The following is a 19,188-nucleotide window of genomic DNA, read 5'->3' as shown; positions in this document are numbered from 1 at the left end:
GTTTGGTTATATTGACAAGGAAATTGCGAATGCCAAAAAAGGCAACAAGGCATACATGATCTTAAAAATGAACAGCCTGGCCGATGAACAAATGATTGCACGTTTGTACAAAGCCAGCAATGCCGGTGTTAAAATTACGCTGATTGTGCGCGGCATGTGCTGCCTTGTTCCGGGTGTAAAAGGCTACAGCGAAAACATTGAGGTGATTAGCATTGTGGATAAATATTTGGAACATGCCCGAGTTTATATATTTTGCAACGGCGGAAAGGAATTAATTTTTCTAACATCTTCTGATTTGATGACCCGAAATTTAGACCATCGCGTGGAAGTTGGTTTCCCAATCTACGATAAGGATCTGAAGCAGGAAATCCGCGACATCATCAACATCCAACTGCACGACAATACTAAAGCCCGCGAAATCAACAGTTTAAACAACAACCGTTACCACAAAACGGACGAAAAGATAAAAGTGCGCTCGCAGTTTGACATTTACACCTATTTGAAACAAAAAAAATAACATTTTGAGATACGCTGCCATTGATATTGGTTCCAACGCGATTCGGCTGCTCATTGCAGACCTGTCCGAAAACAGCGAACCGGTTACTTTTAAAAAAAACACGCTGCTCCGTGTGCCGCTACGTTTGGGCGATGATGCGTTTATCCAGAAAAAAATCTCCGAAAAAAAGATCAATGATTTGGTAAAAACCATGCATTCGTTCCGGCTTTTAATGGATGTTTACGGCGTTTCGGCTTATCTGGCTTGCGCAACTTCGGCCATGCGCGAATCAGAAAACGGGCCGGAAATTGTAAAACAGGTAAAAGAGCAGGCAGGCGTTGACCTGGAAATTGTTGGCGGCCAACGCGAAGCAAAAATTATTTACGCCAGCCATTTTGAAGAAAAGTTAGACCGGAAAAAGAACTACCTGTACATTGATGTTGGCGGCGGCAGCACCGAACTTTCTTTTTTTTCGGATGAGATTTTGGTGGCCTCCCAATCTTTCAACATCGGCACCATCCGTATGTTGGACAACCAGGACAAGGCCGAAACCTGGAAAGAAATGGAACGTTTCATCCAATCCAAAGTCAAATCTCATAAAAACATTACCGGTATCGGCACCGGCGGCAACATCAACAAATTGTTCCGGCTTTCCGAAGAAAAAGAAGGGAAACCGATGTCATTGTCTAAGTTAAAAAGTTTGTACAACCACCTCAATTCGTATTCCATGAAAGACCGCATCCAGGTTCTGGGTTTAAACCACGACCGTGCCGACGTGATTATTCCCGCTGCCCAGATTTTTATTACGGTAATGAAATGGGCAGGCGTGGCAAACATTTACGTACCGAAAGTGGGCATGGTTGATGGGATTATCCAAATTTTGATCGAAGAAAACTTTAAATAGCATACTGTTTTTACCACCTAAAAATTGATGAAGAAAAAAATTGTAGTGGCCATAACCGGCGCCAGCGGTTCTATTTATGCCAAGTTGTTGTTGCAGCAATTGCAGGTTTTGCAGGAACAAATTGCCGAAGTTGGCGTGGTCATGTCTGACAATGCAAGAGACGTTTGGCGTTTTGAGCTGGGCGATGAAAGCTACCAAAATATACCTTTCAAAATTTATGGCAAAACTGATTTTATGGCGCCTTTTGCTTCGGGTTCGGCCAGGTTTGACACGATGATTATCGTTCCCTGTTCGATGGGTACTTTAGGCCGAATTGCCGGCGGCATTTCCAATGATTTGACTACGCGTGCCGCCGATGTAGTTTTGAAAGAAAGGCGCAGGTTGATTTTAGTTGCCCGCGACACGCCACTCAACCTCATCCATTTACGCAATATGCAAACGGTTACCGAGGCTGGCGGCATTATTTGTCCGGCTGTTCCTTCTTTTTATAGTTTGCCCAAAACAATTGAAGATGTTGCTATGACGGTGGTAAACCGCATTATAGATCTCGCTGGTTTTGAACACGAAAGCTATCGTTGGAGCGAAGGGGGAAAGTAATAAAAAGCCGGTTTTTTGTCATCTCAACCAAAGGGAGAGATATTTTTCAAAGTAACTTATCTTCTTCAATTTTAGGTTGATAAAAGAAGTATCGGTTGAAAAAAGATTTTTCCCTTCGGTGCGAAATGACAATGCTTCTTTTACCATATAAAAATTAGTGCCTGTATTTTCCCATAAAAAATGAACCATTAACTATTATCCTACGATCTAACATACTTCTTTTAGCACACAAATTTTTATCTTTGCAACCTCGAATGAACAGGAAAGTTGCCTTTTACACGCTGGGTTGCAAACTCAATTATGCCGAAACTTCTGCAATTGGCAGACAGTTTAAACAGGCTGATTATGAAATTGTTAATTTTACAGACCAGGCTGATGTTTATGTAATTAACACTTGCTCGGTTACCGAAAATGCTGACCGCAAATGTAAAAAGGTGGTAAAAGAAGCATTAAAGATTTCTCCAAACGCTTATATCACCATTGTGGGTTGTTACGCACAATTGAAGCCAAAAGAAATTTCTGAGATTGAAGGCGTGGATTTAGTTTTAGGCGCTGCCGAGAAGTTTCAGTTGGTTGACCACATTACCGATCTTACCAAAAACCCAAAAGCACTTGTCTATAATTCGCCGGTAAAAGAAGCAAACCAATTTATCCCTTCTTATTCTTTTGGCGACCGAACGCGTACTTTCCTCAAAGTTCAGGATGGCTGCGATTATTCGTGTTCCTTTTGCACCATTCCGATGGCACGTGGTGCAAGCCGAAGCGATGCGATTGAAAATGTGGTCAAACAAGCGCAGGAAATAGTTTTGTCAGGCGTCAAAGAAATTGTTTTAACGGGTGTTAATTTGGGCGATTTTGGTTTGGTTGATGGACTTCGTCAATACCGGTTTCTCGACCTGATTAAAGTTTTGGATGAAGTGCAAGGCATTGATCGTATCCGTATTTCTTCCATCGAACCCAATTTGTTAACCGATGAAATTATTGCTTTTGTAGCCGCTTCCAAACGTTTTGTGGCTCATTTTCATATTCCTTTGCAATCCGGTTCCAACAAAATATTGAGTTTGATGCGCCGCCGTTACAAACGCGAACTGTATGTAGAAAGGGTTGCCAAGATCAAAGAACTGATGCCTGACTGCTGCATCGGCGTGGATGTGATCGTTGGTTTTCCGGGAGAAACGCGTGAAGATTTTATAGACACCTACAACTTTTTAAACGAATTGCCGGTTTCTTACCTCCATGTTTTTACTTACAGCGAACGCGAAAATACACCGGCAAAAGAACTATCCGGAGTAGTTCCGGGTTCAACACGGGCAGAACGAAGCAAAATGCTGCATATTTTATCCGATAAAAAACGCCGCGCTTTTTACGAATCCCAAGTTGGCACCACGGCCGATATTTTGTTTGAGCGCGAAACGAACGATGGCCTAATGCACGGTTTCACGCGCAATTATGTTAAAATTGAAACCGTTTACGATCCTTTATTGGTGAACGAGATTAGGCCAGTGCTTTTAACTGCTATTGCCGCATCCGGCCATATGGAAATTGAGGAAACAGCAGAAATTCTGGTTCATTAGTTTTATCTTCGCCCGAAACAGCGCCATCCATGTTTCCAACCATCACCGAACTGCTCCGATATTTAACCGGGTTAAACATTCCGCTTCCCATACAAACTTTCGGTTTTTGCGTGGCACTGGCTTTTATGTTTTCGTACTGGGCTTTCGAGCAGGAGTTTATCCGCAAAGAAAAGCTGGGTTACATTCATCCTTTTAAAAAAACAATTACCGTTGGCGAGCCTGCTTCTATTGGCGAGTTGGTTGGTAATGCGCTTTTTGGTTTTCTCATCGGCTACAAAATTCTGGATGCCGTTTTTCATTACCGTGCTTTGGTTGATAACCCGCAAGAATTTTTGCTTTCTACCCGCGGCAACCTGATTGGCGGAATACTTGTTGCCGCTGTTTTTGCTTATTGGGCTTATGCCGAAAAGAAAAAATACGCCTTAGCGCAACCCAAAAAAGAAGAAGTAACCGTTCATCCATACGAGTTGATGGGAACAATGCTGATTTGGGCCGCTTTTTGGGGTTTTGCCGGAGCAAAATTGTTTAACGGGTTGGAAAACTGGAACGAATTGATAAAAGATCCGGTTGGGATGCTGGTTGGTTTCAGTGGATTAACTTTTTATGGCGGCTTGATTTGTGGGGGTGCGGCGGTAATGTATATCGCCCATAAAAACCACATCAAACTTATTCATATGGCTGATATTGGTTCGCCGGGGATGATGATTGCTTATGGCGTTGGCCGCATCGGTTGCCAGCTTTCCGGCGATGGCGATTGGGGGATTGCCAATACTTCACCAAAACCCAATTGGTTAAGCTGGGCACCCGATTGGATGTGGGCTTTTCGTTTTCCGCATAATGTTGGCGATGAAGGCATTCCTATTCCGGGTTGTGTTGGTAAATATTGTCATCAACTGCCGGTTCCGGTTTACCCGACTTCTTTTTACGAATCTGTTATTTGTATTTTATTGTTTCTGTTTTTGTGGAGCATTCGTAAGTATATCAAAACGCCCGGTTTGATGTTTGGCATTTACCTCATTTTAAATGGTGTTGAACGTTTTCTGATCGAACTGATCCGCGTAAACACCAAATACCATGTTGCCGGTATTTCTTTTACCCAAGCCGAATTTATATCTGCTGTTTTGGTTTTAACGGGGATTGGATTTGTTGCCCACGCATTTTTAGGTGATAAAAGAAGCATTGATCCTCAAGTTTGATGGCCAAAAGTAACCGAAAACCTTTGATCAAAAAGCTGCTCAAAAATGAGATGGTTCGGTTCTTTTTGTCAACCGGCGTTGGTTTTATTGTTGATGCTTTGGTTTACTACTTCGTTTATCATTATATTTTTATTACGGCTGAAGTAAAAATCTTAGGCTTTCTTATTTCGAGGGATGTAATTTCTTTAATCATTTCCTACAGTTGCTGCATTGTTTGTAATTTTTTGCTCACCAAATACTTTGTGTTTGCGCATTCTAAGCTTTCTTCCCGAAACCAGTTTGCACGCTTTTTTACCGTTGCTTTTTTAGGTTTTTTTGCCAATTTATTGATGCTGCGGTTGTTTGTTTCTATCTTCAAAGTTTATCCGCCACTGGCCCGGATTATTGCCGCATTAAGTTTGGGCGTGGCCAGTTATTTCGTCCACAAGTTTTTTTCGTTCAATATTAAAAGGAACCCAAAATGAATTTAGAAATATTATGCCGGGAAGTTGTTGTCTTGGCCAAACAAGCCGGAACATTCATCAAAACCGAAGCCGGAAAGTTTAAGGCCGAAAGCGTTGAGTTTAAAGGTTTAAACGATATGGTTTCTTACGTGGATAAAACTTCCGAAGAAATGATTGTGGCAAAACTACAGCAACTTTTACCTGAAGCAGGATTTATCACCGAAGAAAAAACAGTGGTAAAAACAGCATTGCAATACAATTGGGTGATTGACCCGCTGGACGGAACAACGAATTTTATTCATGGTTTGCCGGTTTATTCGGTTAGTATCGCTTTAAAAGAGTACGAAGAACTGGTTTTGGGCGTGGTTTATGAGATTAACCAGGACGAGTGTTTTTACGCCTGGAAAGATGCGCCTGCTTTTTTAAACGGCAAACAAATCCGTGTTTCTGATAAACCAACCGTTAGCGAAAGTTTAATTGCCACCGGTTTCCCGTATTACAACTTCGAGAAAGCTGATGCGTATATGAATTTGTTTAAAGATTTGATGCAAAGCTGCCAGGGTTTGCGCCGTTTAGGTTCGGCCGCCGTTGACCTGGCTTATACCGCTTGCGGCCGTTTTGATGCCTATTACGAATACAACCTGAATGATTACGATATGGCTGCCGGCATCCTCATCGTCAAACAAGCCGGCGGACAAGTTTTTGATTTTACCGGTGGCAGAAACATGCTGAAAACGCGGGATGTAATTGCTACAAATGGCAAGGTTAGCCAGGAGTTGTTGAATAAGGTTTTGTTTGCGTTTAGGAAGTAAAACAGTAAATTAGCAATACAAAACCAGGGCGATACTTCTTTTATCGCATTAATTTTAATTCATAGTGCTGATTTAAAATTTACAAAATGGATATTAAAGCTATTATCACAGTAGATCAAGATATTCTTGGCGGCCAACCCGTTTTTAAAAACACCCGCGTGCCGGTGGAAAGTTTGTTCGACCATTTGGAAGCAGGCGTTTCATTGGACGAGTTTTTAGATGATTTTCCAACCGTTTCTAAAACGCAAGCCGTTGCATTGTTAGATTTGGCCAATCAACTTTTAACTTCTAAAAATGTAGAGCAATTGTATGCGGCTATTGCTTGATGAAAATTTGCCCAAACTTCTCAAGTTTGATTTTTCAGATCATGAAATATTCACCGTTCGCGAGATGCAATGGAACGGAATTAAAAACGGCGAATTGTTAAAGTTGATGGTTGCAAACTCTTTTGATGCTTTGTTAACTTTTGATAAAAACTTACGCTATCAACAAAATTTTTCAAAATATACCCTTACTGTTTTTGTTCTCACAGCTCCGATCAATCAGTACGCAGCACTCACCAAGTTGACACCAAAAATAAAGCAGTTTTTGAACCGTGGGAATTTACCTGTTGGACCTGTAATTATCTCTGCTGGTTAAGATTGCCTCACCGCTTTTACTTCCTCAGAAATTTCATCCATCATCATTTTAGAAAGTCCATACTTTGCTGCAAGCTCACCACATTTGTTTAAATTTTCACGCATCTATTCTTTTCTAACAAGATGAATCAAATCAATGAAAGTCAGCTCATCTTGCCTTATACCAAATTTGTTGAATTTAGAATCTGAAATAGAAATGTCTAAGAAGCTGTTTAAATTTCTCTCAAGAAAAATCCTGATGCTTCTTTTAGCACTAAAAAATTGGTATCTATGCTTTGCTGCCGCTACAAAAAGCAATTGGCCTTGATGGTTTTTAGGTGATAAAAGAAGCATTGCCAATAACTTGAACAAAATTTAAACAGCTTCTAAGGTTTTCATAACATGATATTAGTTTTAAATTTAACAATTATTTATTGTAAATTTTCGTTGCTTTTTTATTCTTACACTACACTCATTTTTGAATTTGTGTAGTTATAAATAAACAATTTTACAACAAAATAATACATGTTCATATCCAAATCAACAAACTTTATCAATGTAAATTTTAGTATATAAAAACAAAGGGTAAAAGAAGCATCCAAATACTTCTTTTACCCCTATAAATTCAATAAAACTTATTTCCTACAAAGCCTCAGAAACTACCTCCGTAACCTCTGGAACCATACGTTTGAATAAACTTTCAATGCCAGGTTTAAATTCAAAAATGAAAACAAGTTATTTTTACTTACTTAACTGATTTAGGTAAACCATTCAACCCATTTTTTTGAAAGAATGATTTAGCTTCTTCTACTTTCTTTACAACAAAAGGGTCGTTGCCATGATCTGTTATTGGTGATACGCTTGTTTGCGGCAATGCTATTTTTTTTGGAAGCCCAACTTTGGCAATTACTTCTTTTGCCTTTTCAACCTTTTCCGGGAAAAGCACAACATCGTTTAGTTCGTCTAATGACTTATCAATTATCACAATTGGCACTTTACTCGTATTTAGTTCTTCAATCGTTTTCATAATAGGTAAATTTAAGATAATTTTCGCTGGGCAAGAAATGCTAAATATTCTTTCCCTTTTTCAAATAATTCCCACTGGTCTTCCAATTGTCCATAAATTTCAAAATCGTCTTTAATTTCATCAAAATATTTCGCTAGTCCAATTCGGTATAATCTTGTTCGGGCAGGAGTACTGCCTAATGCAAAAATGGATGCTTCTGGGTGTTTATCGCAAAATGCATAAACAGCACTTACTACAGTTGACAAAACTTTTTCACTATCGCCATTATTGCTTACCACTAAGTCATCAATTTCTCCTGTTATCGGGTCTTTATCACCGAACGCAAGATTATAAACTTCCTCTTGGTTTAACAAAGTAAACTGAATACGTTTTTCAATAAGTCCCTTCGGTCCCTGGCTAATAAATTCATAACTTAATAATTCCCGCCCTGATTTTAGCTGATATTTTGGTAATTGCATTTAAAGCTAAAGATAGAAATCGCCTAAGATTTTATAGCAGTATCTCTCAACTTGCTTACATAAAGTTTTGTCGCCATTTTTGTTAAAAATTAAAGATGAAACTTGAAAATTTAAAAATAACAGGTTTAGATCTTCTAAATGTATTTCAAAAAAACAAAGGGTAAAAGAAGCATCATACTCCTTTTACCCCTATAAAGTTGATAAAACCTAAATCCTACAAAGCCTCAGAAACCACTTCCGTAACTTCCGGAACCATGCGTTTCAATAAACTTTCAATCCCTGATTTTAAAGTGATGGTGGAGGATGGGCAACCGCTGCAAGAACCGCGCAATTCAACGGTTACTACGCCATCTTCAAAAGATTTGTAGGTGATCGCGCCGCCATCCTGCTCTACTGCCGGACGAACGTAGTCGTGCAAAATTTGCTGGATTTTAATTTCGGCATCGTCGCCTTCAAAAGCAACCACTTCCTGCTCTTTTTCCTGCACGCTCAGTTCAGATTCTACCGCGCCTTTTACAAACTCTTTTAAAATCGGCTCCAAATCGTTCCAGTCAGAACCTTCGGTTTTGGTAACCGTTACAAAATTGCTGGCGAAAAACACACCGTTCACAAAGGAAAACTTAAACAATTCTTTCGCAAAAGCCGATTTTTCTGCGCTTTCCCGCGTTGCAAAATCCGCGCTTCCGTTGATCAGCAACTTGTTTACAATAAACTTCATGGTTGCCGGGTTCGGCGTGGTTTCGGTATATACGTTGATGTTCATGATGATCTTTTTTTATAAAATTACAAAATTTAAAACAGCTTGTTTAGAATGCTTCTTTTATCGCTACTTTTTTTACCACTTGTTGACTTAGCCACTAAATGCCGGTATAGTTGAAAGGCGTAATCGCCATCAATTCCTGTTTTAGCTCCGCAGAAACCTGTAAATTGTTTACAAATTCAGCAATCACATTTTCATCAACTTTTCCGGCAACACGCGTTAAATCTTTCAACGCTTCATACGGGTTTGGATAGCCTTCACGGCGCAAAACAGTTTGGATCGCTTCGGCCACCACAACCCAATTATCTTCCAAATCTTTGCGGATAACTGCTTCGTTTAACACCAATTTATTTAAGCCTTTTAAAGTTGATTTAAAAGCGATGATGGTATGCGCAAACGGGACGCCGATATTGCGCAAAACGGTAGAATCCGTAAGGTCGCGCTGCAAACGGGAAACGGGCAATTTTGCAGAAAGATGCTCAAAAACAGCATTGGCCAATCCTAAATTTCCTTCCGAATTTTCAAAATCAATTGGGTTTACTTTGTGCGGCATGGCCGAAGAACCAACTTCGCCGGCTTTAATTTTTTGTTTGAAATAATTGTTGGAGATGTACGTCCAAATGTCGCGGTTCAGGTCAATCAAAATCGTGTTGATGCGTTTCAAATTATCACATTGCGCAGCAAAATTATCGTAATGTTCAATTTGTGTGGTGAGTTGCGATCGGCTTAAACCTAAAACTTCGTTTACAAATTGGTTGCCAAAAGCTTTCCAATCAATTTGCGGATAAGCAACATGGTGCGCGTTAAAATTTCCGGTTGCGCCGCCAAATTTTGCAGAAAACGGGATTTGCTGCAGCAACTTAATTTGCGCTTCCAATCGTTCCACAAAAACCAACAATTCTTTGCCCAAGCGTGTTGGCGATGCAGGTTGCCCATGCGTTCTGGCCAGCATAGAAACGTCTTTCCAATCTTCGGCCAAAGCCTTCAACAGATTGATCAATTCATTCAAAGTTGGCAAATATTGCTCGTTCACAGCGAGTTTAAAAGAATATGGAATGGCGGTATTGTTAATATCCTGGGAAGTTAAACCAAAGTGAATGAACTCTTTATATTCACCCAAACCCAAACGGTCGAAATGCTTTTTCAAAAAATATTCCACCGCTTTTACGTCGTGGTTGGTGGTTTTTTCGATTTCTTTAATCTCCAACGCATCTTTCTCCGAAAAATCAACATAAACCTTCCTTAAATCCGTGTAATCTTTCTCATCGGTGTAATTCTTATTAAAAAATTTATGAAGCTGAGGCAAAGGCAGTTCGCACAGGCTGATAAAATATTCTACTTCTACAAAAACCCGAAATTTAATGAGCGCTGCCTCGGAAAAATATGGACTTAGTTGATTGGTTACAGCATAATATCGGCCGTCAACAGGCGAAATAGCAGAAAGGGGGGATAAAGGCATGTTGCTTAAACTTGTAGCTGCAAAAGTAGAAATAACCGCAACTGTTTACGCGGTTTCTTGATGCCGATGCTTCTTTTATGCCCTAAAAATTGGTGATACAAAAAAAGGCCGTACAAATTGCACGGCCTTTTTTTATAATTGGTAAAAAACTTATGGTTTTTTAGTAGTGTCTTTTTTAGTGGTATCTGTAGATGTTGTACCAGTTGTACCGGTAGTTGAAGTTGCTGAAGAATCAGTAGATGTTGTGCTGGTAGTGCCAACTGCTGAAGAATCAGAAGTGCCCATGGCTTTTTTATCAGAGCTGCAAGCTGCAACAGATAAAGATATTGCAAAGGCAACAAAGCCTAATTTAAATACGTTTTTCATAATGTTTGGTTAATGTTTTAAAAAAAATTGACAGAACTGGGTTTATAACACTAATAACCCAGTTCTGTTTTAACTATTAGTTTAGCAATTGCTAAAAATTACATTTTTTTCTTGGTAGAATCCATAGCTGAAGACATTGCTTTTTTAGCAGTATCTGCACCTGAAGCCATGCCTTTTTTGGTAGAGTCCATCATTTTTGATGAAGTATCGGTAGAAGTAGATACTGAAGTGGAATCAGCAGAAGTAGAAGTTTTGTTTGAGTTACAAGCGCTAACAGCGAAAGTGATTGCCAAAGCTAAAAAGCCTAATTTGAATGAGTTTTTCATGTGTTTCTTAAATTTTAAATTGCAGTGAAATTTTAACTTAATACCCAAACCTTAAAAAGGTAACCCGCTAATTGAAAAAATATTTTTTTTTCGGAAAATGGGTTACATTTTTGTACAAACTGTATTAATTAGTGAATTTAAAGATAAAAAACCCGGCACCTACCGACAGCGAAGACATAATGGGGATTTTAAACAATTCCCCGGATACGTTAAGGCGTATCTACAAAACCCATTTTCCGATGGTGCTGCAGATGGTGCTGAACAATAACGGGAGCGAAGCCGATGCGAAAGATGTTTACCAGGAAAGCATCATCATTTTGTACAACAAGGTTAAAGCCGGGGATTTTGAACTGACCAGCAAACTGAAAACGTATATTTATTCGGTTTGCAGGCGTATTTGGCTAAAAAAGTTGAACCAGTTGAACAAAAAAGAATGCGAGCTGAAAGATGTGCACGATTTTTTGCCGGTAGAAAACGACTTGGAACAACACGAAATGCGCGACTTGCAGTTTAGTAAAATGGAAGAATCGTTGCTGATGCTGGGCGAGCCCTGCCGGACGATTATCCAGGATTTTTACATACGGAACCGGTCTATGCAAGAGATTTGCGAAAAGTTTGGCTATACCAATGCGGAAAACGCAAAAACGCAGAAATACAAATGCCTGCAACGTTTAAAAAAGCTGTTTTTTCAGCCATAAATTTGAATTAAAATGAGCGAGCCACAACTGTTGGATTGGATTGAAAGGTATCTTGGCCATAAGCTTTCTGAGGATGAGCAATTGGAATTTGAGGTGATGCGCCTGGGCGACCCGCGTTTGAACGAGCGGATCAAAGAACATCAGCAGTTTATGAAATACCTGTCGGGCTGGAACGAGCGCGTAGAATTTGAACATAAACTGAACGCCATCCATGATGAAATTGATGTGGATGCCGTTAAACAAACTTTGGGTTTCCGCCAAAACCGTGTGATTGCTTTATGGCGAAACCATCATTCAAAAATATCGGTTGCCGCTTCGGTTGCCATTTTTGCCGTGATGCTCACTTTGTTTTTCACCGGCTATTTCAACAACCAAAGCCAGCAATCAAAATACAGTGCATTGCGCCGCGAGCTGGATAATGTAAAACGCTCGCAAAGCGCTTTGATGCGTGATATTTCGGGCAAAAGCATCAGAAAAAACAACCTGAACCCGGGCAATTTTGGCGGAACTGGTTTTGCCATCAATACCAACGGCGATATCATCACCAATTTTCATGTGATAAACGGAGCAGATTCTGTTTATGTGCAAAACTCTAACGGCGAATCTTTTAAAGTAAAACCAATTTATATCAACGAAGATTATGATCTGGCCGTTTTGAGGATTACCGATCCTTCTTTTAAACATTTAAGCCCGGTGCCATACGCATTCAAAAAATCCAAGGCTGATTTGGGCGAAGATGTGTTTACCATCGGTTATCCAAAAGATTCGGTGGTGATCGGAAAAGGTTATTTAAGCTCGTTCACCGGTTTTGAAAACGATAGCCTGGCTTACCAGGTTTCTATCCCTGTAAACCCGGGCAACAGTGGCGGACCTTTGTTGGACAATTATGGAAACATCATCGGCATTATCAAAGGTAAGCAAACGCAGGTTGATGGTGCCGCTTTTGCCACCAAATCCAATTATTTAATGAAAGCCATTCAGTCTATTCCTGCCGATTCTATCGGTAAAAAAATCGTTTTAAATAGCAAAAACAACATGGTTAAACTGAGCCGTGCCCAGCAAATTAAGAAACTGCAGAACTATGTGTTTATGGTGAAAGTTTATAATTGAGATACTTCTTTTAGCCCCCTAAAATCTATCTATAAATTCGAAAAAGCTCCTGTAAAAGGGAGCTTTTTTTGTTATCGGTCCAATTCGCCCAAAACAATATCAATAGAACCGATCATGGCAACTACATCGGCAATCATCGCACCTTTGCTGATAACAGGCAATACTGACAGGTTGTTGAAACTTGGGCCGCGTGCTTTGACGCGTTTCGGGATTTCCGTTTTGCCGTCGGCGATAAAATAAAAACCCAGTTCGCCTTTCGGGTTTTCGCCACGCATATAATAATCTTGCGCTTTCGGGATAATTTTGCGGGGAAGTTTAGCCCGCGGGTCAAAATCAGGCGTACGTTTCAGTTCTTTTTGCAAACGTTCCACACACTGCTCGATCATTTTTAAGGATTCGCCGATCTCATCAATCCGCACTTTAAACCGGTCCCAGCAATCGCCTACGCTGCCCATTTCTCCTTTTCCGATTGGAATGTCAAAATCCAGCTCCGGGTAAACCGAATAACCATCCACACGGCGCAAATCCCACTTCAAGCCCGATCCGCGCAGCATCGGCCCGGAACAACCATAATTGATCGCCACATCCATTGGCAATACGCCAACGTTAGCCGTGCGGTTGATAAAAACCTGATTATCGGTCAGCAATTGGTTCAGTTCCGCCATTTTTGGCTTAAAATAATCTACAAACTCTTTGCAGCGTTCTTCAAAACCAACCGGCAAATCGTAAAACAAGCCGCCCACCCAAATAAAATTGTACAGCAACCTTGAACCTGATGCCCATTCCAGTAAGCCCATAATATGTTCGCGGTCGCGGCAGCACCACAAAAAAGGCGTAAAAGCGCCAATATCAATGCCGTAAGTGCCCAAAGCAATCAGGTGCGAGCCGATGCGGTTGAGTTCGCATACCAAAACGCGGATATATTCTACCCGTTTTGGTATTTCTTTGTCAATGCCCAGCATCCGTTCCACCCCCATCACAAATGCGTGGCTGCTGTTCATGGACGACAAATAATCCAAGCGATCTGTAAAAGGAATGGTTTGCTGGTACGACATGGACTGCGCGTGCTTTTCAAAACAGCGGTGCAAATAGCCAATGTGCGGGATCACTTCTTTCACAATTTCGCCATCGGTAATCAGTTCCAAACGCAAAACGCCGTGGGTTGACGGGTGCTGCGGGCCCATGTTCAGTACCAAATCCTCCGCGCTTAAGTTTTGGATGCGCTGCTGGTACCGTTTAAATGCTTCGTTTACCATACAAAAATTATTGTGCTAAAAGAAGCATTAATCAATCTTGATGCCTTTGTAATATTCGGCGCTTTTATAATCTTCCCGTAAAGGAAAACCTTCCCAATCGTCGGGCAGTAAAATGCGGCGCAAATCCGGGTGGCCTTTAAAATCAATGCCCAACAAATCGTAGGCTTCCCGCTCAAACCAATCTGCCGTGCGGTAAACGTTGGAAACGGTTGGAAAGGAGGGAAGCACTTCCGGATCGGTAGGTTTTTCGGTGCTTACTTTGAGCGTCAATTGTGTTTGATACGGCAGTGAAGAAAGGTGATAAACCACGCCAAAACGGTTTTCCTGGTGATAATCCACGCCCGAAAGGCAGGCCAAAAAATCAAAATAAGTTTGCGGATGGTTGCGCAGAAAAAGGCAAACCGCTGCAATTTGATCCGGCTCGATGAGCAAGGCAGGTTGCAGGCCGCTCGTTTCTTCGCCCAAAATTACGCCATCGCCAAATTGTGCCGATAAAAGAAGCTTGATCTCTTCAAAACTCATGGCGCCAAACGTACTATTTTCCAGTTTTGCTGATCGGCTTTTTTGTACAAAATGCGGTCGTGCAAGCGGCTCGAACGGCCTTGCCAAAACTCGATCAGCCTTGGTTTTACGATGTAGCCGCCCCAGTGCGCCGGTTTTGGCACTTCCTTGTTTTCGTATTCCTGTTCCAGTTGCTGCCACTTTTGTTCCAGTTCTTCGCGCGAAGAAATTTCCTGGCTTTGCGGAGAAACTACGGCACCAATCTGGCTTCCTTTTGGCCGCGAATGAAAATACGTCGAAGAATATTCTTTGCTCAGTTTTTCGATCGTGCCTTCAATCCTGATCTGTCGTTCCATTTCCGGCCAGTACAAAATCAGGCTGGCCAAAGGGTTTTTGGTGAGTTCTTTTCCTTTCCGGCTCAAATAATTGGTGTAAAATTTAAAGCCGTTTTCGCTGAAACCTTTCAACAAAACAATACGTGCGGAAGGCCGTCCGTCGGTGGTTGCCGTGGCCAAAGTCATGGCGTTCGGTTCGTACAACTTGGCGTTGATGGCCTCGTTAAACCACTTTTCAAACTGCTTGATTGGATTCGGGTTCACATCAGCTTCCGATAACGTAGCCGAACGGTAATCCCGTCTTAAATTTTCTATTGCTTCCTGTTCCATCTGCTGCAAACTTACAAAATGCCGGTCGAATTGGGTGTAAACTGTTTCCGGTTGATAATGCTTCTTTTATCCTATAAAAACTGGTAACCGCCGAAAAGTTTTGAACGAAATTAAGGGTGTGTACTTTAGCACAATACCAAAATTGAAATTTAAACAGGTTTTAAAACTTAGCATCACATTTAATGCGCTATATTTAACCATATGATGCTTCGTTTATCCATCCTTTTTTTCCTCCTCGCCTTGCAAACCTCCGCCCAAAAAACTGATACCGTTTTTCTAAAAAATTTACTGGAAAAGCACCCCGAATATTTTGCCGGAATTTTAAACCATCCAACTAAAAACGAAGTCCAGGTTTTGTACACGCAGATAGATCGTGATGAACATAATATTCCGCATTTCCGTTCGTACAGCTTCAACTTAAACCCGAAACGCTATTTCTATCCGGCCAGCACCGTTAAATTGCCGACGGCTATTTTTGCTTTGGAGAAATGCAACCAGCTTAAAATCAAGGGCATAAAAGAAGCATCCATGCAACTCGACAGTGCTTTTGCCGGGCAAACCAAAGTCAGCGTTGATACTTCTGCCGAAAACGGTTTGCCAAGCATCAATCAGTACATCAAAAAGATTTTGCTGGTGAGCGATAACGATGCCTACAACCGTTTGTACGAGTTTGTGGGCCGCGAAGAAATCAACCAAAAACTGAAAAAATATGGTTTGAACCAAACGCGCATTATCAGCCGGTTGGCCGTTGGCGATGCCGGCGAAAGTACCAAACATACCAACCCAATCGAATTTTTTGCCGGTAAAAGAAGCATTTATCAAAAACCTGCTCAATTCGACCCGAAGGATTATCCGATGCAATTGGAAAACATGTTGCAGGGAAAAGGTTATTTGGACAACTACGACCAATTGGTCAATCAACCTTTTGATTTTTCGGAAAAAAACATTTACACAATTTCCGATCAGCAGGAAGTTTTAAAGCGGTTGTTGTTCCCGGAAGTTTATCCGAAAGAACAGCAGTTTCAGCTTCAAAAAGAAGATTATCAGCTTTTGTACAAGTACATGAGCATGTTTCCAACCGAAAGTAATTATCCAAAATATTCGGCACCTAACTACTGGCCAACGTTCTGCAAGTTTTTGTTTTATGGTTCAGAAAAAGATGCAAGTTTAAATCCAAACATCCGCATTTTTAACAAAGTTGGCGATTCTTACGGTTACGATATTGATAACGCTTACATCGTAGATTTCAAAAACAAGGTAGAATTTATGCTGACTGCCGTAATCCAATCCAACGAAGACGGCATTTACAACGACAACAAATACGAATATGAAACCGTGTGTTTGCCGTTTTTAAAACATTTGGGCGAAGTGGTTTATCAGCACGAATTGCAAAGGCAAAAGAAGTATTTGCCGGATTTGAGGAAGTTTAAGTTTGATTATCTTTCGAAAGATTAAGCTCCGATTATTGTTTTCGCCACTTCCAAGCCCGAAACCAGTGCAGCTTCCACCGTGCCCAATTGTTCGCCTTCAAACAAAGCTTCTCCTGCAAAATAAATAGTTTGGGCAACCGGCGTTTTTAAAATTTTTAAGGCCGAGGCGGTTTGCAAAGTGGCATAACTGTAAGAGCCGCGGGCAAAAGGATCGGCCGTCCAATTATAAACTTTTGCGGCCACCAATTTTTGTTCGATAAAAGAAGCATCGGCATTAACAATATGTGCCGGTGATATGAGGGCTTCCTGCAGAAGTTCTTCGTCGCTTAAATGCTGCATTCCGTCCTGCGGTTTACCGCCCAGCCAGCCTGTCAAAACGTTGTTTTGCTGTGGGTTTTGCGTCCACCAAGTTGGTATTTTTTCTTCGGAAAACAGGAACTGCATATTGTTTAAACCTTGTTTTTTCCAAAAAGGATCGGCAAATTCCATCAGGATTTTGATGATGGCACCAAAACCCATTTCGGTAGCTGCTTTTCGTTGTTTGGGCAAATCAGGATCGAAAGTGATTGCGCCGGTTTCGTTTCCGCTTAAAGTTAAAACACCTAACGGAACCGTTAACACCAATTTTTTGCCGGTAAAAGAAGCATGCTGATTGGCGATAACTTCGACTGAGTTTGGCTGCCAGTTAACTTGCCGAACCATTTTTTCCAAGTGAACTTCGCTGCCTAAATCCTGTACTTGTTTTGCCAGATAATCCATCAGTTGGATGTAGCCGCCGGGAATGCGGAACTGCGTTTCTTCTTTATGGCCGCCCAGCCATTCGTCGCGCAGCGAAAACAGACTAACGCGCGCCGGGTCGGCCGTATCATAACCAGCCGCAAACTGTTGGATAGATTTACGCAACCCTGCAAATTTTTCTTCGTGGAAATGTTGCTGCAAAAACGTTTCGAGCGATTGGTCTTCCTGTACTTCCAGCAACGCTTTTTCAAACGCGTCCCAGTTCTCCGTAAAAAATTCGGATTTAACAATTTCCCCGTTTTTCGATTGGAAGCTTTCTCCGGAAACGGCTTCATATTTAATCTGTGCTTCTTTTAGCAGCTTTAACGTAAGCGGCAATTCGCCGTGGATAAACTCAGCGCCTAATTCTACCGGCGTTATAAATTCGTCGCCTGAAAACGTAAAACAACGGCCACCAATACGGTTCCTGGCTTCTAAAACGATTACTTTTTGTCCGGCTTTTGTGAGTTCATAAGCCGTTATTAAACCTGCAGCTCCGGCACCGATGATGATTGTATCAGCTTGATCCATGAAATTATAAACTGAAATATCTGCCGAATGTGTTGCTGGGATTTTGAACGGAGAGTGAAATCTTTTTCAAATCGTCCACCTAATTTATACCGGTAAAAGAAGTATCTGAAAAGATTGTTGAACAAGTGCAAGATAACCACCGGACATTCCGAAGCGGCAGGCAATGTTTAAGGTTTACTGATTGACATTTTTAATTCTGCAACTACAAAACTCCCATACTTCTTTTACCACCTATCTTTTAGTAAAATCAGAAGTGGTATAAAATTCAGTTTCGTGGAAACCGCGCTTGGTTTGTTGATGAAATAGGCTTGACTTATGAAAAATCATTAATAAAAAGGGCAACACGAATATGCTCGTGTTGCCCTTTAAAAATATTATTGCTTCGCAAAAGTTACTGCACCTTGATCTGTTCAGGATCTGTAATGTTCATGATTGGCCTGCCCTGGTAATCGCCTATCGTTCCGGTTACGCAAGCTTTTTTCCCTTTAAAGGTTTCTTCCGGTTTTGTTTTAAACTTTGCTTTGTCTGCACTCATAATCACCAGCGTAATCAAACTTTTATCGCCTTCGCCGCCCATGTTTAAAATGATAATGTCCGGCCCGTCTAAAACCCTGCCGCCATAAATCTGATCGCAAATGGTTACTTTTTCGCCACTGTGCTTCGCGATATCTTTTATATCAATGGTTTTTGTTTCGGTGGTAGTTTGACTAAAGCCTTTTAATACAATCAATGTAAAAAAGGCGATGGAAAGGATCAATTTTTTCATGTTTTGCTTTTTTTGCTTGGTATAAAGATAAGCTAAAAGTAAAGTTCTACATGCAATTATAAAAGCATCAGGTTAAATTTTGTTGCTGTTCATTTACAAAACCCTCATACTTCTTTTACCGCCTAATTTTTGGTGAACTCCAAAGTGGTATGAAATTCAATTTCCGGGAAATCGCGTTTGGCCAAGTTGATCATGTAATCGTTATCGGCCATAAAAACGGTGTTGCCGTCTTTGTCCGTGCCGATCTGGTGTTGCTTGCGGTACATAATCTCTTCCGTTTTCTTTTTATCGGTAGAAGTGAGCCAACTGGAATCTAAAAGTCCGGATTGGTAAGTAAATTAATGGTATTCGAAAGAATGCGTTAAATGGAACTTATGTATAGATGAGAATGATAATTATTACCTTAGGCTGTATACCGA

At 40.9% G+C, this 19,188-nt stretch carries 24 protein-coding genes; 12 read left to right on the top strand and 12 right to left on the bottom strand.

All coding sequences use genetic code 11. The features are described from left to right. The 9 genes from Q0192_RS09130 to Q0192_RS09090 all read left to right on the top strand — a co-directional run. The coding region (locus Q0192_RS09130; RefSeq protein WP_299289175.1) for a phospholipase D-like domain-containing protein at positions 1–517 on the top strand (517 nt) is incomplete at its 5' end. 4 nt (positions 518–521) lie between these two features. After that, positions 522–1,400, top strand: a complete 879-nt coding sequence (locus tag Q0192_RS09125) for an exopolyphosphatase (protein ID WP_299289174.1) — start codon at positions 522–524, stop codon at positions 1,398–1,400. A 27-nt stretch (positions 1,401–1,427) separates the two neighbouring features. Beyond that, positions 1,428–1,997, top strand: a complete 570-nt coding sequence (locus tag Q0192_RS09120; RefSeq protein ID WP_299289173.1) for a UbiX family flavin prenyltransferase — start codon at positions 1,428–1,430, stop codon at positions 1,995–1,997. A 254-nt stretch (positions 1,998–2,251) separates the two neighbouring features. Then, a complete protein-coding gene (gene mtaB, locus Q0192_RS09115; protein WP_299289172.1) occupies positions 2,252–3,571 on the top strand; it encodes a tRNA (N(6)-L-threonylcarbamoyladenosine(37)-C(2))-methylthiotransferase MtaB in 1,320 nt (439 codons plus the stop codon). 29 nt (positions 3,572–3,600) lie between these two features. Next, positions 3,601–4,767 carry a prolipoprotein diacylglyceryl transferase family protein gene (locus tag Q0192_RS09110; protein WP_299289171.1) on the top strand — a complete coding sequence of 389 codons (1,167 nt, stop codon included), beginning with the start codon at positions 3,601–3,603 and terminating at the stop codon, positions 4,765–4,767. Beyond that, positions 4,767–5,231 carry a GtrA family protein gene (locus Q0192_RS09105; RefSeq protein ID WP_299289170.1) on the top strand — a complete coding sequence of 155 codons (465 nt, stop codon included), beginning with the start codon at positions 4,767–4,769 and terminating at the stop codon, positions 5,229–5,231. Before Q0192_RS09110 ends, Q0192_RS09105 begins: the two co-directional genes overlap by 1 nt. Continuing rightward, complete coding sequence (locus Q0192_RS09100; protein WP_299289169.1) at positions 5,228–6,022, top strand: inositol monophosphatase family protein; 795 nt, start codon at positions 5,228–5,230, stop codon at positions 6,020–6,022. Before Q0192_RS09105 ends, Q0192_RS09100 begins: the two co-directional genes overlap by 4 nt. Before the next feature lie 86 nt (positions 6,023–6,108). Next, complete coding sequence (locus Q0192_RS09095; RefSeq protein ID WP_299289168.1) at positions 6,109–6,348, top strand: DUF433 domain-containing protein; 240 nt, start codon at positions 6,109–6,111, stop codon at positions 6,346–6,348. Continuing rightward, positions 6,332–6,661, top strand: coding sequence for a DUF5615 family PIN-like protein (locus Q0192_RS09090; protein WP_299289167.1), 330 nt, complete (start codon positions 6,332–6,334; stop codon positions 6,659–6,661). The genes Q0192_RS09095 and Q0192_RS09090 overlap by 17 nt, the downstream gene beginning before the upstream one ends. A 723-nt stretch (positions 6,662–7,384) precedes the next feature. Here Q0192_RS09090 and Q0192_RS09085 read toward each other — a convergent pair. The 6 genes from Q0192_RS09085 to Q0192_RS09060 form a co-directional block, all read right to left on the bottom strand. Continuing rightward, a complete protein-coding gene (locus Q0192_RS09085; RefSeq protein WP_299289166.1) occupies positions 7,385–7,666 on the bottom strand; it encodes a hypothetical protein in 282 nt (93 codons plus the stop codon). A gap of 11 nt (positions 7,667–7,677) precedes the next feature. Next, a complete protein-coding gene (locus Q0192_RS09080) occupies positions 7,678–8,124 on the bottom strand; it encodes a hypothetical protein (protein WP_299289165.1) in 447 nt (148 codons plus the stop codon). A gap of 214 nt (positions 8,125–8,338) precedes the next feature. Then, positions 8,339–8,887: a NifU family protein gene (locus tag Q0192_RS09075; protein WP_299289164.1), complete on the bottom strand. Its 549-nt coding sequence runs from the start codon at positions 8,885–8,887 to the stop codon at positions 8,339–8,341. A gap of 94 nt (positions 8,888–8,981) precedes the next feature. Continuing rightward, the gene (gene purB, locus Q0192_RS09070) at positions 8,982–10,343 is read right to left on the bottom strand and encodes an adenylosuccinate lyase (protein ID WP_299289163.1); all 1,362 of its coding nucleotides are present in this window, start codon (positions 10,341–10,343) and stop codon (positions 8,982–8,984) included. A gap of 150 nt (positions 10,344–10,493) precedes the next feature. After that, a complete protein-coding gene (locus Q0192_RS09065) occupies positions 10,494–10,709 on the bottom strand; it encodes a hypothetical protein (protein WP_299289162.1) in 216 nt (71 codons plus the stop codon). A gap of 98 nt (positions 10,710–10,807) precedes the next feature. After that, positions 10,808–11,035 (bottom strand): hypothetical protein, encoded by a 228-nt coding sequence (locus Q0192_RS09060; RefSeq protein WP_299289161.1) that lies wholly within the window; start codon positions 11,033–11,035, stop codon positions 10,808–10,810. A gap of 131 nt (positions 11,036–11,166) precedes the next feature. Here Q0192_RS09060 and Q0192_RS09055 point away from each other — a divergent pair, with 131 nt between their 5' ends. Both Q0192_RS09055 and Q0192_RS09050 read left to right on the top strand, forming a co-directional pair. After that, entirely contained in the window at positions 11,167–11,733 is a 567-nt protein-coding gene (locus Q0192_RS09055; RefSeq protein WP_299289160.1) for a sigma-70 family RNA polymerase sigma factor, read from the top strand. 12 nt (positions 11,734–11,745) lie between these two features. Continuing rightward, entirely contained in the window at positions 11,746–12,843 is a 1,098-nt protein-coding gene (locus Q0192_RS09050; RefSeq protein ID WP_299289159.1) for a serine protease, read from the top strand. A gap of 71 nt (positions 12,844–12,914) precedes the next feature. Here the strand turns inward: Q0192_RS09050 and Q0192_RS09045 are convergent, their stop codons facing one another. The 3 genes from Q0192_RS09045 to pdxH are packed head-to-tail and all read right to left on the bottom strand — an operon-like array spanning position 12,915 to position 15,265. Further along, entirely contained in the window at positions 12,915–14,099 is a 1,185-nt protein-coding gene (locus Q0192_RS09045; RefSeq protein ID WP_299289158.1) for an NADH-quinone oxidoreductase subunit D, read from the bottom strand. 27 nt (positions 14,100–14,126) lie between these two features. Then, on the bottom strand, positions 14,127–14,621 hold the full coding sequence (locus Q0192_RS09040) for an NADH-quinone oxidoreductase subunit C (protein WP_299289157.1): 495 nt from the start codon (positions 14,619–14,621) through the stop codon (positions 14,127–14,129). Further along, on the bottom strand, positions 14,618–15,265 hold the full coding sequence (gene pdxH, locus Q0192_RS09035; RefSeq protein ID WP_299289156.1) for a pyridoxamine 5'-phosphate oxidase: 648 nt from the start codon (positions 15,263–15,265) through the stop codon (positions 14,618–14,620). The genes Q0192_RS09040 and pdxH overlap by 4 nt, the downstream gene beginning before the upstream one ends. A gap of 201 nt (positions 15,266–15,466) precedes the next feature. Here pdxH and Q0192_RS09030 point away from each other — a divergent pair, with 201 nt between their 5' ends. Further along, on the top strand, positions 15,467–16,720 hold the full coding sequence (locus tag Q0192_RS09030; protein WP_299289155.1) for a serine hydrolase: 1,254 nt from the start codon (positions 15,467–15,469) through the stop codon (positions 16,718–16,720). Here Q0192_RS09030 and Q0192_RS09025 read toward each other — a convergent pair. From Q0192_RS09025 to Q0192_RS09015, 3 genes are all read right to left on the bottom strand, one after another. Then, positions 16,717–18,003 carry an NAD(P)/FAD-dependent oxidoreductase gene (locus Q0192_RS09025; protein ID WP_299289154.1) on the bottom strand — a complete coding sequence of 429 codons (1,287 nt, stop codon included), beginning with the start codon at positions 18,001–18,003 and terminating at the stop codon, positions 16,717–16,719. The genes Q0192_RS09030 and Q0192_RS09025 overlap by 4 nt on opposite strands. A gap of 391 nt (positions 18,004–18,394) precedes the next feature. Then, positions 18,395–18,769 (bottom strand): hypothetical protein, encoded by a 375-nt coding sequence (locus Q0192_RS09020; protein WP_299289153.1) that lies wholly within the window; start codon positions 18,767–18,769, stop codon positions 18,395–18,397. 122 nt (positions 18,770–18,891) lie between these two features. Next, the gene (locus tag Q0192_RS09015) at positions 18,892–19,035 is read right to left on the bottom strand and encodes a hypothetical protein (protein WP_299289152.1); all 144 of its coding nucleotides are present in this window, start codon (positions 19,033–19,035) and stop codon (positions 18,892–18,894) included. Between the last annotated feature and the right edge of the window lie 153 nt (positions 19,036–19,188).

The sequence above is a fragment of the uncultured Mucilaginibacter sp. genome (genome assembly GCF_937859865.1).
Taxonomy (GTDB): domain Bacteria; phylum Bacteroidota; class Bacteroidia; order Sphingobacteriales; family Sphingobacteriaceae; genus Mucilaginibacter_A.
Note: the sequence above shows the minus strand (reverse complement) of the source record. Positions and strands in the feature narration are given on the sequence as shown.